This window comes from Stieleria tagensis (assembly GCF_024129865.1).
GTDB classification, from domain to species: Bacteria; Planctomycetota; Planctomycetia; order Pirellulales; family Pirellulaceae; genus Stieleria; species Stieleria tagensis.
This window is the reverse complement of the sequence record NZ_JAMYFE010000130.1, coordinates 1-17,184: the sequence shown is the minus strand read 5'-3', so window position 1 is coordinate 17,184 and position 17,184 is coordinate 1. Positions and strand designations below refer to the sequence as shown.

At 56.8% G+C, this 17,184-nt stretch carries 6 protein-coding genes; 3 read left to right on the top strand and 3 right to left on the bottom strand.

From position 1 onward, the window contains the following. Positions 1 to 256: 256 nt before the first annotated feature. On the bottom strand, positions 257 to 1,846 hold the full coding sequence (rny, locus tag NHH03_RS25675) for a ribonuclease Y (RefSeq protein ID WP_390895634.1): 1,590 nt from the start codon (positions 1,844 to 1,846) through the stop codon (positions 257 to 259). Between the two features lie 148 nt (positions 1,847 to 1,994). Here rny and tilS point away from each other — a divergent pair, with 148 nt between their 5' ends. The 3 genes from tilS (at position 1,995) to NHH03_RS25660 (ending at position 6,078) form a co-directional block, all read left to right on the top strand. Further along, positions 1,995 to 3,407: a tRNA lysidine(34) synthetase TilS gene (gene tilS / locus NHH03_RS25670; RefSeq protein ID WP_253161167.1), complete on the top strand. Its 1,413-nt coding sequence runs from the start codon at positions 1,995 to 1,997 to the stop codon at positions 3,405 to 3,407. A gap of 110 nt (positions 3,408 to 3,517) precedes the next feature. Continuing rightward, the gene (locus NHH03_RS25665; protein WP_253161165.1) at positions 3,518 to 3,784 is read left to right on the top strand and encodes a hypothetical protein; all 267 of its coding nucleotides are present in this window, start codon (positions 3,518 to 3,520) and stop codon (positions 3,782 to 3,784) included. 143 nt (positions 3,785 to 3,927) lie between these two features. Beyond that, positions 3,928 to 6,078: an FAD-dependent oxidoreductase gene (locus NHH03_RS25660; RefSeq protein WP_253161163.1), complete on the top strand. Its 2,151-nt coding sequence runs from the start codon at positions 3,928 to 3,930 to the stop codon at positions 6,076 to 6,078. Between the two features lie 3 nt (positions 6,079 to 6,081). Here NHH03_RS25660 and NHH03_RS25655 read toward each other — a convergent pair whose 3' ends face one another. Beyond that, the gene (locus tag NHH03_RS25655) at positions 6,082 to 13,227 is read right to left on the bottom strand and encodes a hypothetical protein (protein ID WP_253161161.1); all 7,146 of its coding nucleotides are present in this window, start codon (positions 13,225 to 13,227) and stop codon (positions 6,082 to 6,084) included. 53 nt (positions 13,228 to 13,280) lie between these two features. Then, positions 13,281 to 16,745: a hypothetical protein gene (locus NHH03_RS25650; RefSeq protein WP_253161159.1), complete on the bottom strand. Its 3,465-nt coding sequence runs from the start codon at positions 16,743 to 16,745 to the stop codon at positions 13,281 to 13,283. Positions 16,746 to 17,184 lie beyond the last annotated feature (439 nt).

Below are 17,184 nucleotides of genomic sequence, written 5' to 3'. Positions count from 1 at the left end.
ATCTCCTCCACCGCACGCACACCAGACCGACTGAACCCTAACCGGGATCAGCGACGTTCCTTCCCACCGTAGCTGGACCGGCCACGGTTCAGATCTCCTCCAACGCACGCACATCAGACCGACTGAACCCTGGCGGGATCAGCGACGTTCCTTCCCACCGTAGCTGGACCGGCCACGGTTCAGATCTCCTCCATCGCACGCACACCAGACCGACTGAACCCTAACCGGGATCAGCGACGGGTACCAACCTGGCCGATTATTTGGCGACTTCGGTGAAGCTGGTTTCGCGGAGCACGGTGATTTTGATCTCGCCCGGATACAGCAACTCGCGTTCGAATGCCTTGGCGATTTCGTGGCAAACCACAGCGGCCTTTTCATCGCTGGTCGACGTGCTGTCGACGATCACACGGACCTCACGTCCGGCGCTAATCGCGTACGCTTCGCGGACACCATCGAAACGCTTGGCGATCGATTCCAGTTCTTCCATCCGTTTGATATAGCGTTCCAACGACTCGCGGCGCGCCCCCGGTCGACTGGCACTACAGGCGTCTCCCGTGGCGACGATCATGGTGTAGGGATGTTCCACGACAATCTCATCGTGATGCCCCAGCGCCGCGTGCACCACTTCGGGGCGCTCATTGTGTCGGCGCAACAGGTCCGCACCAATCTTGGGGTGCCCACCTTCCAGTTCGTGATCGGCGGCTTTTCCGATGTCATGCAACAGCCCGCAACGCCGCGCTAGGTCTCCGTTCATCCCTAGCATCTCGGCAATCATGCCGGATAAGAATGCGACTTCGACACTGTGCCGCAACACGTTTTGGCTGTATGAGGTGCGAAAATGGAGCCGGCCAAGCATCTCGATCAATCGATCGGGCAATCCGGGCACATTGACCTCGTCCGCCGCCTCATGCCCCTTTTGCATGATCAACTCTTGGATTTGACCACGCGTCTCTTCGACCACCTCCTCAATTTTCGAGGGGTGAATGCGCCCGTCCGCGATCAAACTGGTGAGCGAACGACGTGCCACCTCACGGCGGACCGGATCGAACCCGCTGACGATCACCACACCGGGCGTGTCATCGATAATCACATCGATACCCGTGGCTTTTTCGAAGGCGCGAATATTGCGTCCTTCGCGGCCGATGATCCGGCCTTTCATGTCGTCGGTCGGCACGTCGACCGTGCTGGTGGTCGTATCGGCGGTGAAGGCGGATGCATAGCGTTGGATCGCGGTCAACAACAGCTGACGACTTTGTTCCTTGGCGGTCTCGGTGATCCGCTTTTTCTGCTTTAGCAAAATCTTGCCGCGTTCTTGCTCCAGTTCGTCGTCCAGGGTTTTCAGCAAACGCTGGGCGGCCTCGGCGCGTGTCAATCCGGCGGTCGTTTCCAGCAACCGTTGCTGCTGTCGCTCCATCGCTTCGAGCGATTCCCGCTTTTCCACCAGACCGCGCAAACCGCTATCCAAGCGATTCTGGCTGTTTTCCAATCCCCGTTGCTGCTTGCGAAGCGATTCTTCTTGGCGATCCAATTGTTCGCTGCGTCGGTCGAGCTTTTGCTCACGGCTCAGCTGAACCCGCCTCGCTTCGGCCAGTTCGGATTCTCCCTTGGACTTAATCTCCAGGGCATCGCTCTTGGCCTCCAACAGAATCTGAGCCTTCAACGACTCCGCGTCCCGGTTGGCCTGGTCCAACAACGCATCCGCTTTTTCAGCCAACCGAATCTTAAAAACCGACGCTTTCCAACGCTGGTAACCCAACATCAACACCGCGCCGGCCAAAATTCCAGCCAGCGAATAGGTGAAGAAGTTTTCGTCTAGCGACGATGCGAGCAGCAAAACGTGGGGCAAGGGAGCCTCGGAGAGCGTCAATTCACGCGGGGGACAGATTCGGCGGGTTCAACGGAACTGCAATCGGCTGAAGACAGCGTGTTCGGGTAGACAGAAAAGCGGGGTAGACTAGCGGGATGCAGTGACGCAGCGGTCCTCCATCGATCAAATGAAGATCGTACCAAAATTCACAGAACCGTGGGTAGCGATGAAACAGTTTGACGCCTGGCAATCTCTACTCAAATCCGTCCAGTCGGCCTGGCCCGCGTGGCCCGCATCGAACGTCGGCGTGGTGGTCGGTTGCAGCGGCGGCGCCGACAGTGTCGCATTGCTCCACAGCCTGGTTCAGCTTGCCGATCGAGACACCAAACAACGACCAATCCGGCCGGGATTCGTCGTCGTCGCCCACTTCAATCACCGATTGCGTGGTGCCGAGTCAGATGCGGACGCGCATTTCGTCAAAAACCTAGCTGATCGACTGGGGCTCCGTTTCGAACTCGGTTCCGGCGACCCGCAAAAAAGCGACGAGGAATCAACGCGAAACGAGCGCCGCGAGTTCTTGGCCGACGTCGTCCGCCGTAGCGGCGCACGCTACCTGGCGCTGGGCCATTCCTTGGACGACAATGCCGAAACCATTCTCTACCGATTGATGCGTGGCACCGGGCCCGCCGGGTTGCGAGGTATCGCGCCGTTCCGGCCGCTCTCGGATGATCCATCGGGCAGCGATTTTGTGATCGCACGCCCGCTGCTGTCGGCCGACCGCCAGTCGATCCGTGACGCGATGCGATCTGCCGATTTGCCCTGGCGCGAGGATCGCTCCAACCAATCGCCGGAGTACCATCGCAATTGGATTCGCAATCAATTGATCCCGTTGATGCAGACCCAATTTCCCGACGCGGTAGCAGCGATCGGTCGTGCCATCGACGGCCAGTCACAATGGGCCGCCGTGATCGATCAACAGGTCGATCAATGGACACAAACCCAACAGATCAGCCCCCGCCCGCTGACGCTCCGTCGACTGCAACCAGACAGCATCGATTCCAACGCCCAGCAAGCCATTGCGATCGAAGCCCTGCGACGCTATTGGCTGCAGTCACAGTGGCCGCTGCAAGCGATGACCCAATCCCATTGGAATCGAATTTATGCGTTGCTCTGCGGCCAAGGCCCCGATGCGATCACCATGCCGGGATCCATCCAAATCCGCCGCGATCATGACCAAGTGACGTTCAAGGACACCATCACCCCCAGCAGTGCTAGCGCAATGACCGACAAATTTTCCGATGTGTATCATGCAACCAGCTCCTCGGAAGCCCTGCTCCTAATCGGGCGTTTGGCCGACGTGGGGATCACCGCATTCGCCGAGGGTGATGACGCCAGTCAGTCGATGGCTATCGGCGGCGGAATCGGACCGGGCGTTGTGAAGGTCTTGGTCAATCCGGCCGATCAAGAACAGGCGCAAAAAGTGATCGCCGATGAGTCGAATGCTCATGGTGAGTTGAAGTCTTGGACCTGCAAGAACTGTGGCGAATTCAATTTTGAAAGTTTTGAGAGTTGCTGGAAGTGCTCCGCGAGCATGCGATGAAATGCAGCGGAGAAACATCAAAATAGAGTTCGAACTGTGCGATCGCGCTCTAACGGCCCCAAGGTCGACGACACATCAGATCGCGTGACCTAAACACCCCGGATGACCGCATGGCAAATCTAACCAACCCCAAACTCATCTGGTGCAAGGGCATCCTATTTGCGTTGCTGGGCGTCCTTGCATCCTGCCTGCTGATCGCCCGTATGCCAGACATCGAAAATGTCGTGTTGCTGGCGATCGTGGTCTGGGCATTTTGCAGGGCGTACTACTTTGCATTCTACGTCATCGAGAAATATGTCGATCCAGCCTATCGTTTCGCCGGCATCGTTGACTTTGTGCGCTACGCCTTGCTCGGCAATCCTCCCGACCGACGTTGATGGCGTGGTCGACCAGGACGTTGGATCGACGGAGCGATCCACGACAGCCAAGTCGATACGCCGACGCACACGATCCCTGCCGGAGGCGATAGAATTTCTGCTGCCCCGTTTCATTTCCCGCCGTTTCTGCGTGACTATCCATCATGTTTCATCGTCTACGAGTTCAAATTTCTGATGACCGGCCGACAAAGATCACCTGGATGCTCGCCGCCGGACTCTTGGTTGCGTTCCTTTGCCTGCCCGCCGCGACTCTACCGGCCGCAGAAACAAGCGAATCAGATGTAGTGATCTATGGCGGCACTTCGGCCGCCGTGACAGCGGCGGTGCAAGTCAAACAGATGGGAAAATCTGTCGTCATCGTTTGCCCCGATCAACACCTCGGCGGCCTCTCCAGCGGCGGACTCGGCTGGACCGACACTGGGAAGAAAGAAGTCATCGGCGGACTGGCCCGAGATTTCTATCACCGCATTTATCTGGAATACCAAAAACCAGAGGCCTGGAAATGGCAATCACAATCGGACTATGGCAATAAAGGCCAAGGCAACAAAGCGATCGATGGCCAAAACCGAACGCAGTGGATCTTTGAGCCACACGTGGCCGAGAAAGTGTTCGAGGACTACATCGCTGAATATCAAATCCCAGTCGATCGCGACCAGTGGCTCGACCGCAAGGCCGGTGTCACCAAGCAAGGGACACGGATCGAATCGATCACCATGACCAGCGGCAACGTCTATCGCGGCAAAGTATTTTTGGACACCACCTACGAAGGTGACTTGATGGCGGCCGCCGGCGTAGACTTTCACGTCGGTCGTGAATCCAACGACACCTACGGCGAAAACTGGAACGGAGTGCAAACCGGCGTGCTACATCACCAGCACCATTTCGGAAACTTACCGCCAATCAGCCCCTATCGAACACCGGGCGATCCAGACAGTGGCGTATTGCCACGAATCAGCACCGATCCACCAGGCGAGAAAGGGGCAGGGGACCATCGCGTCCAGGCGTATTGCTTTCGCATGTGCCTGACCAATCATCCGGAAAACCGTGTTGCGTTTGCCAAGCCGGACAATTACGACCCGGCCCAATACGAATTACTGGCTCGGATCTACGCCGCCGGTTGGGACGCCACATTCCGCAAGTTTGATCCGTTGCCAAATATGAAAACGGACACCAATAACCATGGCCCGATGAGTACCGATAACATCGGTTTCAACTACGACTACCCCGAAGCATCGTATCAGCGCCGCCAAGAAATCATCCAGGAACACCGCGACTACCAGCAGGGCTGGCTGTATTTCATCACCACCGACCCACGAATTCCCGCCGACGTTCGCGACGAGATGAAAACATGGGGCTTGGCGGCGGATGAATTCACCGACAACGACCATTGGCCACATCAAATCTATGTCCGCGAAGCGCGTCGCATGAAAGGCGAATTCGTGATGACAGAAAACGAATTGCAAAAACGTCAGCCGACTCCCAAGTCCGTTGGCATGGGGTCCTACTCAATCGATTCACACAACGTCCAGCGTTACATCGATGCCGACGGGCATGTCCAAAACGAGGGGGACATTGGCGTTTCGACTTACGGACCCTATCAGATTTCCTACGACTCGCTGGTCCCCAAATCAACCCAGTGCACCAATCTGTTGGTTCCGGTCTGTGTCTCAAGTTCGCACACGGCGTTCGGTTCGATTCGAATGGAACCGGTCTTTATGATCCTCGGCCAAAGTGCTGCAACCGCAGCAGTGATGTCGATTGAAAAATCGATCGATGTCCAAGCGGTCGACTATGATTCGCTTCAACAGCGACTCGAGAAAGACGGCCAAGTGCTTTCGTTTGAGCAATCAGGGGCGTTGCAAAACGTTTTGGATCCACTGAAATTCTTGGGCACCTTACTGGACAACACGGTTGCCAACTTGAGTGGCCCTTGGCAAAACAGCCATGCCAATCAACCTCATTTCTTGACCGGCTATGTCCATGATGGAAATGCGGGCAACGGAAAGTGCAAAGCGGTATTCGAAAAAGAACTTGAAAGTGGAACCTATGAGGTCCAGATCGCCTATCCGGTGAATTCCAACCGTGCGACCAACGTGCCGATCGAAATCCGCCACGCCGATGGAACCAGCCGAACAGTCGTCAATCAGCGCAAAAAACCTGATGTCGAGGGTATTTTCCAGTCGCTGGGCAGCTATCGCTTTGACGCCAATCAACCTGCGCTGGTGACGATCCGAAACGATGGCACCGACGGGTATGTGGTGGTCGATGTCGTCCGCTTTCTTCCCAGGCGATAACCGCTAGACAGTTTTAAACTGTCTGCGATTGATCAACGGGACGGTCACGGCAACGATGATCAGGGTCACTGCAAGTGGGATCGGGATCAGAAACAATCCCAGAAACCCGATCAAGAACAACCACACCGCGGGTTCGTGGATCCAACCTTTGAATCGTCCACGGAACGGCCATAGCAGGACAATCGCCACGGCAAACATCAGCAGTGTGATCGAGTTAAGGAGTAGCCGTTGGAGAGATTTCCTGGGGCTGAAGTTTTGATCCAACACCGGCAAAGCAGTTCCCGGATCAAAATGCGCGACATCCACAAGTTTGTATTCTGAAAACCGGAACACTGAAAACAGCGGCGTCGGTAAACTGGGTTGCTGTTGCAAAAACCGACCGGCGAGTTCTAGCAATTGTTGATCCAATGCTTGCCAACGCTGTTGCGACAGAGACGGCGACGGATCGGGTTCCTCCTCACGCGGGGTCGCTTGGAAGTGATGACCACCAGCAGAAGCGAGCGAACGATAACGCGAGATCCAGGGCAACAGCCAACTCTCAATTTCCTCGTTGCTGCGTTCGGCCAACATGTCACGTGATCGATCAACCGCCGTCACCACGCTTCGTGCCAAACCAAACAGACGGTCGGCCTGGCGCGAATGCATTTTTTTAGCAGAGTCCGCGTCTGCATCTTCTGGATTGACGAGTTTCAATCGTCGTGTTTGATCGTTGACCGGCAACTGGTAGTAGGCCAACCAAGTGTCCTGGGTGGGAATACCATCGATGATTGCCAGGTAATCCTCGATCCGTCGATCAACAACTGCCACTTCAATCAGAATCTCCAACGACTGTGGCAAGCGACTGTAGGTCAATGGCACGCGCAGAGATCGCAGGGCCTTTGACGCCGACGCGGGATGGGTTTTCGCAGCGTCGCCAGCGGATTGCAATTCGATCTCGCGACCAGCCGACCAGACACCAATGCAATTCGACGATGCGGGAAGTGACACGGTCACCTCGTCACGGGTTTCTGGCAACAGATCAAAACGCTGGTAAACCAATGCATGGTCAGCGTTCAAATAGACACGCACGTCACAGCTGAGCGCGACCGGATCCACTTCGGCTTGCGACAACGGCTCCAATTCGATCGACCAGTTGTTACCGTCGATGGCATACAGAGAATAACTTTGCGGTGAACTGATGCGATTCCCAAAAGGCACAAACCAATGATCGTCGGGTGATTGCGGGCTGACCGCTTGACGCCGCCACTGGATCGATTCGGTCGTCAATTGATTGGGAACGGCAATCACCTGATCCCGTCGTCCTTGGCCGAGCACCGAAACCGCGGGGACCGACACGCGAATCTGATCACGATTGTCCAAATTCCCTGTGACGACGACATGCGACGAATCCGGGTCACGATCTTCACCGGCTGTCGTTGGCGGCAGTGCGATTCGAATCACCGAGATCACCGCGTCACTGGATTCACGTTTGACCCACATCGCAGCCCCGTTGACCGTCAAATCGGTGGCCCACCGCGTGGGAATTTGAATGTCCACAAAGTCAGCCGATCGCTTACCGGGAAAACGAATCAGTGTGTCACAGGCCCAACGCCCATTGCTGTACCGCATGACCGACGTTTGATCGCAGGCGAAACTGGCACCGCCGGACAGCCGAGTGACTCGGACGCCGTCGCCGTACCAGGACGGCAACCGCTGGGCATCCTCGTCGGCGGAATGTTGATCGGGCAAGGACTTTAAAACCGGAATGCGACCGGCCAACAGATCGGATTGAGTCATTTTGGCTGGTTGCCAATGGCTCGCAATTGCGGGGCTGCCAGAATCGGACGATGGCACCAGTTCCAAATTCAACCCTCGCTCGCGCGTCAATCGATAGGTCTCGGTCATCACTCCATCGGCGGACAATTGAAATCGCGGCAAGCGGAACACCGCCGGTCCGGGTAACTCACTCTGGGCGATCAATTCGATACTGGTTGTGCCATCGACCCGTTGATCACCTAACAACAGTTCGGTCTGCTGGTTGGCTGATTCAGACGACGTCGGCATCACCGTGTAGGCCGTTGATGGTTCACCATTGATGACGCATTTGACCAATCGAAAGGACGCTGGCATCGAAACCAAGACCCGTTTGACACTCGGTCGCAAATCAACGATCTCCGCCCGCAGCCGCAACTCACGATGCGAGCGGCGCACATGCAATTGATGCTCCAATTTGATCGTCGGTTCAGGGTACTTGTCCTGCAGCAGGACAAAGCTGGGGAATTCATCTTTGGCGATGAAGGCACGTTCAATTTTTTGTCGGCCGGGAAATCCTTGCCAAGCATTTAGAAATTCGTCGATCGAAGTTGCCTTGGATTCGCTGGCCAATTCGGACACGCGAATGGAGGCGGCCGATTCGATGGCAAACAGTGTGGGCGCGGCGCGCATCGCAACCGATGAAAACACCTCGGGGATCGGCATTGTTCGGCTATCTCGCGTCGATGTTGGGTCATTCAACAGCGATGGCAAACGCCACATCAATCGAATCGGATCCTCGGCGCTAGACTGTTTTTCAAATCGATAGACACCACCGGATTGACCGGATCGCGAGGAATCGGTTGCAAATCCGTTGCTCTCACGTGATGTTTCAGCAGTGGTGGGCTGGATCATCACCCAACCGCTGGACGTCAAACTGGTCGGTGGCGGCCCCAGCACCGTCAATTGAATCGATTCGCCTTCGGACATCCGCAACGATGGGGTCAGTTCACATTCGACGACGGTGGTTTGGATCCCGGCGGCAATGCGATAGGCGCGGCGTAGCGACGATGATCGTGGCAGTCCGTTGCGTTTGAGCGGCCGACATTGGATGGCCAGTTCGCTGATCGGTCCCAAGTCGGCTTCGTAGCGTCCCAGATCGGCGCGATAGGATGATCGGCCCAACGGATTCCCTAACGAGTCAACCACAATTTCTCGTGGGGCTTCGACGACCAGGTTGGCCGAATGGATCGCCGGGATACCCAGCCGGACCAGAGTCATCCGATCGTCAACCGTTTCCGTGTCAAACCCGTCGGACGCGGCTGGATTGGCGCCGCTATCGGATGGACCGGTTCCATCATTGACGGCGCTGTCGCCGGAGCTCGATTGGTTGTCGTCTGTGCCCGACGACGCTGGGGTCTCCGTCGGCGCAGCGGTCGGTGTGGTGTCACCACCGACCGCCAAGATTGTGGGAACAAACGTGATTCGCAAACGCACCTGCTCGCTGGGCGGGATCGCGACCGTCACGAAACCTCGGTCATCGACCGTGAAACGTGTGATTTGGGATTCGTTATTGCTGAGCAGTTCGATCCGGCGCAGTGTTTCGGCGCGGACCGGTAATCGCACATTAGTCGCTTGTCGGGCGAGGTGAATTTGGTAGTCGGCCTGGATCTCCGCATCGATCATCGGGGCGGCGTCGCGCGACTGACTGAGCACGACTCGGTATTGGGCGGAATGAAACCGAGCATCCACCGGACGCTCGGGATCGACTGCATCGGTGATCGACTGATAGTCCGATTGGGACAGATAAATTTTGTCGCCAACCGGTTGGTGATTTTGGTCCAGTGGAACCAGCAAATCGATTGCAGCGTCGGTCGTCGGACGAACGGTCGAACGGGATTCCGATTCGCGGCGGCCGTCGTCGACCGTCACGTTCTGGGCAATCGCCGGACCGGCTCCGGCGACAACTGCCATCGTGATGAACAACACACCGCGAGGCACAGAGGAAATGGAAAACTCGCCCGATAGATCGCTACCGTTTTGTCGACGAACTCGCTTTTGTGATCGAGTGTCGTCCGCCAACGGATCGCTGGCAGGTTCCGTTTGACGCCGCACGCGGGTCGCCGCACGCGCAACCGATTGCAACAAACCACCCAGCACCACTGGGACGGCAACCCAGCCCAGAATTGCCACTTGCCAGGGCCACCAGATGACCGAGGCACTGACCGACAGCAGGGCAATCACAAATAATGCATGCGCGCCCAGTGAACACCAGCGAGCCACGGCCCAAGCCAGACAAAATAGAATTGCAGCGATCAACCACCCCAATGCCAATGCGATATTTCGAGGCACCAGATACAACGCTCGAGCACCGGGGTGTGAGTCTGGGTCGGTCGCTTGGCTGTGTATCAAAAACGTATCGGCATCGGGCTGAAAAATCTGGCCGCTTTGAATCACGTGACCTCCGATGGAGATCTCCGGAATATTGCAGCGACGCAACCAACCGGTCGACGTGTGGCGACGACGAAACACCACCGCGATCTGATCGCTTTGCTTTTCCGGCTCAATCCAAAGCTCTCCCAATGCGGTTCGTGTCGGTCGCTGGGCATGGCCGTTGCGGACGAGCGAAATGAATTCCAGTTCGGGATCAAAGGAAAGCCGAAATGCTTTCTCCGCCGAAACCTCGGCGAATAACTGAAACAGGTCTTCGCTACGACTGCTAGCGGTCACCTCCAAGGTTTGTGTCCAAATCAAACAGTTGGCTGAACTCGGCTGTGTCCGTTGAAGACGCAACACCGGTCGCATCAACGGGTCATAACGCAGGTGCTGGGCTTGATCGGCCGACCGCAGCAGTGCATCGGTGGGCGTGTATCCAGGAACCAATTGCACACTTTGTGGCACCGTCGGCAGTTTCCAATTTCGATCAATAAAGACTTCGGCGTTCTGAGAAATCGCATCACGCACGCTAGGCAATGGCAACGAGAATTGTTCGCTGGCCTGAAAGGATCGCTGGGCAACCAATTCGTAATCACCAAAGTCACGCCCGTCCATCTGGATCACGTACTTCCCCAACGGATCGTTCGGCGATTGCGTCACGCTGGATTCTGGCACGCTGACAGTAGCCGATCGGTCCAGTCGGCGCAGCGACCATTGAAACGCTGGTTTTTCGCTGTTCCCGGTCAGCACGGTCAATTCCGAGATGGGCTGCGAGGTTTCGGCGCGCACCACGATGGTTTCAGACACTTCATCGCCGTCGGTTTCAACATTCAACCGCAGCGAAACACCCAATGAACTATCGATCGGTTCCAAGGCGACCGCAGGCGCGGAACCATCGGGACTGCGTAACAACAACGTTTCGCTATTGGGCTGAAGAAAGGCAACCGCGGCTTCGTCGAGTTCCGTGGCCTTGATCCGGCCCTGCAACATCACACTCTCACCATCCCAACGGCGCAACCGGGGCGGTTGCATTGCAATGACGTGCGACGTTTCACGCGCCCGCGGGCGAATGAACCACGTTTCAGGAACCTGGACCCGTTTGCGATCGCTTTGCAAACTCTGCTTGCCGGCGATTTCCAACACCAAACTGGACTGGGCGACTTCACTAGCGGTCGGCCAAACGGTCAACTGTGATGTACCGGCTTGAGGCGTGATTTGGCGTCCAGATCCGACCACGGTGACCGAATCGATCGTCCAGTCCGGGTTCACATCGACCTGCAAGGGTGATTGCTCGCCCGGTTGAATGCGGCACCGTAAACGCGCTTTGGCTGAGAGTGAATTGGTCGGCGACTGTTCGATTTGAAGCCGCAACCAGATTTCATCAAACAGCACCGGTTCTTGTTGAACAAGTTTCAATCGCGACCAAATCGGATCGGAATTGGCATTGTCGTATGAGGGGCCTTCGGCGATCAACAACGTTTCGCCGGCTCGCGTCGGTGACTGAATCGCTTGTCGCCACGTCGGCGGGATCTCCCACTGCGCGACCACCAGCGGCGCCATCACCGCAACCACCGTTTGCGTAGACGCTTCGGTCCACAACACGTTGGGGGCAACCACTGTCACCGACGGCAATTCACAACGGCCGTCGCTGATGTCCCAGCTTGAATCTCCCGTGACTGTCAATGTGACTAAATCAACACCCGTTGTTTCCCGCGATGCAGGCGCGTTGGCACCCGGTGTCGAAGTCACAAATTCACGGACGACATTGTTCGGCAGTTCGACGTCGACCAACGACTGGCCGTCTGTCCGACGCAACACTTGGTACGGCGTGCGCACGGAATTGACACGAACCGCTGTCACTGTCCCCTGCGGCGACAACAATCGCACGGTATTGCTTAGCTCTGGCAATTCGATCGTCATTCGGTGTGTCCAAGTCACACCCGACAAATCGACTTCGTATTGTTTTGATTCTCTTCGCACCACGACCGGGTCGTTCGATTCACCCTCGGTTATTTTTTTGGCATAGATCTCGATTCGGTTCAGCCCACCGGCCTCCAGAACATACCAGCGGATGTCGCCCGTCCGGTTGTCCAAATCTGCACCCGGCGGCGGCCCGGGGCGTTCGACCAACACACCTTGCGCCGATTCCAGCTGCGTGTCGCTGGGCGTGGTGATAATCAATCTTGTTTGTGGCGTGCGTGGCAATCGCAATTCGAATTTCTTCAGCTTCCCCTGTGTTTGGCTTTGCAGGGTCCAGGCAAATTGGATTTTCGATCGCAGCGAGTCATCCACTGATCGGCCATTGGTTGCCGCTGCATCAACAGCATCGGTTTGATCGTCCGGCAGATCCTCCGGCGCCGATGCCGGAATCACAGCGATCAATTCGCCTTGAGAATCGACCTCCAAGTGCGGCACATTCGGATCGGCAGCCCGCGTCGGCCCCAACGAATCCAGGATGGCCACATTCACCGGACCCAACGACTGAAACACCGTTCGCGCCGCAGGGTGCTCGATCACCAGCTCGGAATGTTCGCTGATCAGCAACTGATCGTCTAAACGAACGTCATAAAAACCACTCACCAAACGCGTTTGTTCGGCGTCGGCAAACCGTTCGGTGTCATTTTCGATCGCCTGCCGAAGCTCGCCAATGGAGACCACTCGAAACGACTGGGGAACCAAGTCAACTAGTTGGGATTGGTAGATTCCGATTGGGCGAAACGGTCTGCCGTCGCGATGTCGCAGCGGCAGCGACAGCGCGGCGTCGGGTGGAGATTCATCCGCAGTGCTCTCATCCGCAGTGCTCTCATCCGCAGTGCTCTCATCCGAATTCGCTGGCGACAGCGTGGGATCGGGCAGTTGCGGTTGGGATTCCGAAGGTGCCTGCTCTCCTGCGGCGGTTTGCTGGGCCGTTTCCTTGACGAGTTCCTGAGCACTCGTTTCCGCAGCGAAACAGCACGCCAAAACCGCGAGGGTGGCGATCATCCATCGACACCCACTGATCCCTGTTGCCAGACGTTGTGTCGCCAGGCCGGCCATCATGACGCCACCTCATCCGAGCTAGATGCCAAGTCATTGACACCGATCGAATGAGTCACGGCGATGCTGCTGGGCGGGCGGTAATCGGCAGGTTTACTAAGACTGTCCGAGGATGATTTGCGCCGCCGCTCACCCGTGGTGGTCAAGACGCGTGACGGCGAAGGCAAAACCAGCGTTCGGATCGCCAACATCACCACGACCAACACCAGCGCCAGCATCGCAATTTGCCCGACCATCACCGCGGCATCGGGAGCAAATGCCAACAGGCCTGAAAAGGCAACGATGGCGACGACAAAAAACAATGGATTGCGGGTCCCCGGAATGTAGGTGACCAGCGACGTAATCAGCACGATCACACTGGCAACGATCATCCACAGCAGCGTGCGAGACCCGGTCAGGGCACGAAACGAACGATCGTCCATCGACGTGAACAGGTAACGATTTCCCGACGGCATCGGGCTCGGCTGCAGCGCGGCCATGTCAGATGTCGCGACGCGATTGATCAATTCGGTATCGGTCAGCAACGGACGGCGCACCAATCGCCAACGGTCATAGACCCATTGCATGGCACGCCCCACCGACGCGGTCGCCCAAACCAAATGGCTGTCGGCCGGCACCGTCAATTGCCAATAAATCTGGGCGGCGCCCGGACCGACAGACGACAATGGTCGAATCTCTTGAAACAGCCCCAGGCTGCTGCGATCAACCCATAACCGAACATCAATCAAATGCCGCTGGGCATCCGACGGGATACCGATGACCACACGATCTTCGATCAATTTAAATGCAGCCGGAACACCGTTTACATTGACCTCCACATCGGTCTGACCAGGTTGGCGGAGACGCAGTTCGAATTCTCCCGCACCGACCACACTGGCGATCAGCTCGTCATGCTGCGAGACCTCGTTGATCGCTGTTCGTATCAGGATCTTTTCGATATCCAGATCGCTTTGCGTCGGTGATCGCGGCGTGATCTGCAGTGGGATCGGCGAGGTCGGAAAGGTTCGAAACGACAACTTGTCGGACAGGGACTGTTTTGACGAAGTGATCTCGTGGGTGTCATTGCCAATCAATTGCACCAGCACATCGTTGCGCAGGGTGATGTCATCAACCAACGGATAGGGCAACCCGACCGCAGTGCGGGCATCAAAGGTTTCCTCATCAAATCTCAGTGGCCAAACACAATGGAAACGGACATCCATTTTGCCTTCGGTCAGGGCATCCGAAACCAAGTCGTAATACTGTGTCACCGGCCACAACGATGATTCGCCCATGGTCGGATCGGTTTGTGAGTCACTCCCATCAGCGGGCCGCAGTTGGGCGCGTTGATCATTCACCATCACCGTCCACAAGGTCGCGTCGGCGGGGTCAGGGTCGGTCGATGGCGCGACCGCTGCGGTGGTTCGTGTGCCCGGAATCGCGATTCGCAATCGGCCCTGAAGATCGACCTGTGTTTCGATATTCCAGTTGACGATCGTTTCCAACCGGTTGCCCGAAAGTTTGATTTCGGCAGCGTTCTCCAGATCCAATCGTGGCGGACGCTCAACCAATTCGCCAACGATCTGCGCCGCGGATTCCGGCGGCATGATTTCAAAGCTGCGAATTTGATCACCACTGTTGGTTTCTTCCGCAATGCTGCGTTCCAAATTTCGGGAACGTTTCAGATCAACCACCAACGATCGACGACTCTTCCCCGTCAATCGAACCAATGCGCGTTGAATGCTGACCGGATCGCGCAGACCGCCACTGCCGACGACACGGGGCAACGGCAGCGCGACTTGCGTCGGTTGATCGCCATCGGCAGCCGGATCGACCGAGCGCCGCGCACGGATCATCACCGGGGCAATCTCTTCCATCCCCGTCGTACTCATCTCAATTTCAATGACGTCGCCCGATTCATACCACGGCAACGTGTTGCCGGTTAGCGCGTTGACGATTTGAGGTGCCTGCCAGTCGGCCAAATCAACGCTCAGCAAACGCGACCGGTTGCCGGTGCCGATCGATCGGATTTGCATCGTCAGATTGACGTAGTTGTCACGGACCTCCAAATCGCAATCGCTGGTCACACGCAATTCACGTTTGGTTGCGTCCAACCACATCGGCAACGTGAACGCGCCACGATTGAAACGAAACGTGTAGACACGCTGATCCGATGCAGTTTCATCAACGGCAGCCGAGGAAACGTTTTGTACATAGGGTCGCTGCCGCCAGCGCAAGCGATAATCCGCACCGGCTTGGATTTCGATGGTCCCCTGATGACGCAGCGCACCGACCACGACGGGAATTTGGAACGGCAATTCGTTGGCGGCCGAAGGACCGTCGCTAGGCAATTGCAAACGCAAATCCAACACAATTCGCTGCCGTCGTTCCTCTTTCGGAATCGTGACTTGGAACAATTCCTTGTCGGCCGGATCGGGTTTGGATAGCTCGACGAACTGACCAAATTGTCCGCCGGTTGTCAGTTTTGGGTCGTCAACCAACACCGCATCTTTGGGCAGACGAAATCGAAAACTGGACACCGATCCGCGCAAATCACGCACGGTCATTTCAACCGTTTGGATCAATTGATCCTGTGGCGAATTCCACTGCATCGTGACGATGCTCTCAGCCTCCAACAACGGCACCGAAACGGGACGATCCATTTTGCCCCAGCGCAGTGTGAATCGACCACCGCTGCTATTGACAGTGAACTGGCTGCGGCCGGCGGAATCGGACGTGGTACGAATCACTTCGTCATCGCGATTAGCGATCTCGCCGGTGACGTCACGCGAATCACTGACCAAGTCGATCACGATCGGTGCCGGGGGCAGGCGAAAATCCAACGAGTGCGCCGAATCGGTCTCCACCCGCGCCGACATCTGCATCCGCAACACCACGTCGGTGTCACGCTGGATCGATGCCAACAATTGGTAACCGCCTAATTCTTGGTCAACCGACACGGCGAGCTTGTTGCCGTTTTCTGCGCCAGAGAGGAATTCAGTGCTGCCGAGTCGATGGAAATTTTCCATGGCCAAGGGAATTGCAATCGTGTCGCCAGCGGTTGCTTCGACCTTCAAGCGAACTTCGACCGTCAACAGGGCCCGATTGCCATCGACCCGACCATCGATCTTGACGGCGTCAAAGATGTAACGCCGCCGCTGGCTTTTAGACCCCGATTCCAAGGCCTGAAGTTGTTCGTAGGTCATTCCGGGCATCAACACCGGATTCTTCGCCGAATCCAAAAATAGAATCCCTTTGATCGGAATCTTGCCCGATTCGGGAGTCACGGCGGATGGCCGCACCAGTTCGGGCGGCGGAAATGTCCCGGGCGGCTGTGACGCCCCCTGATTGGCCCAACCGACGATCAGCGCCAAGACCAGGATCACCGACACGGCCAGCCGGCGCCAATTCGATCGCAGCGTCATCGCGCGTGCAGCAATCATTGCCGACGACAAGACGTGTGTTTTCGAATCGGAGCGATTCATAATCGAGACGGGCTCAAAACAATCTGCCGTTTGCTCGCAAACCGACCGTGGCTTGGAGCGAGCAGATAGGGCAGGAACGATAAGTAGAGTGCACGGCCGAGCGGTCGGTTCGCAGACAACGAACGTCAGACCACCAGGAATAGATACCTTTAGTTTACGCAAACCGCGCAACCGGAAATAGGAAAAGCCCTAGGTTCGCGGCCCAATTTCCAACTCCGGCCGCCGAATAGGTCCACGCAGCGGACTATTCGCTCGCTCCCGCACAGCCGTCATAGGTGGAAACACTGGCATCTGCCGCCGGCCAACAACCAGACCAGGGTGTTTTGAAGGTGCGTTTTGATCGCAAGCGCGACGCGTCAGCGGTCGTGCAGTTTCGCTCAATGTTTGCGGTCTCTTTACGCCAACGGCGTTAGACACACCTAGCCTAGGGTCAGGACTT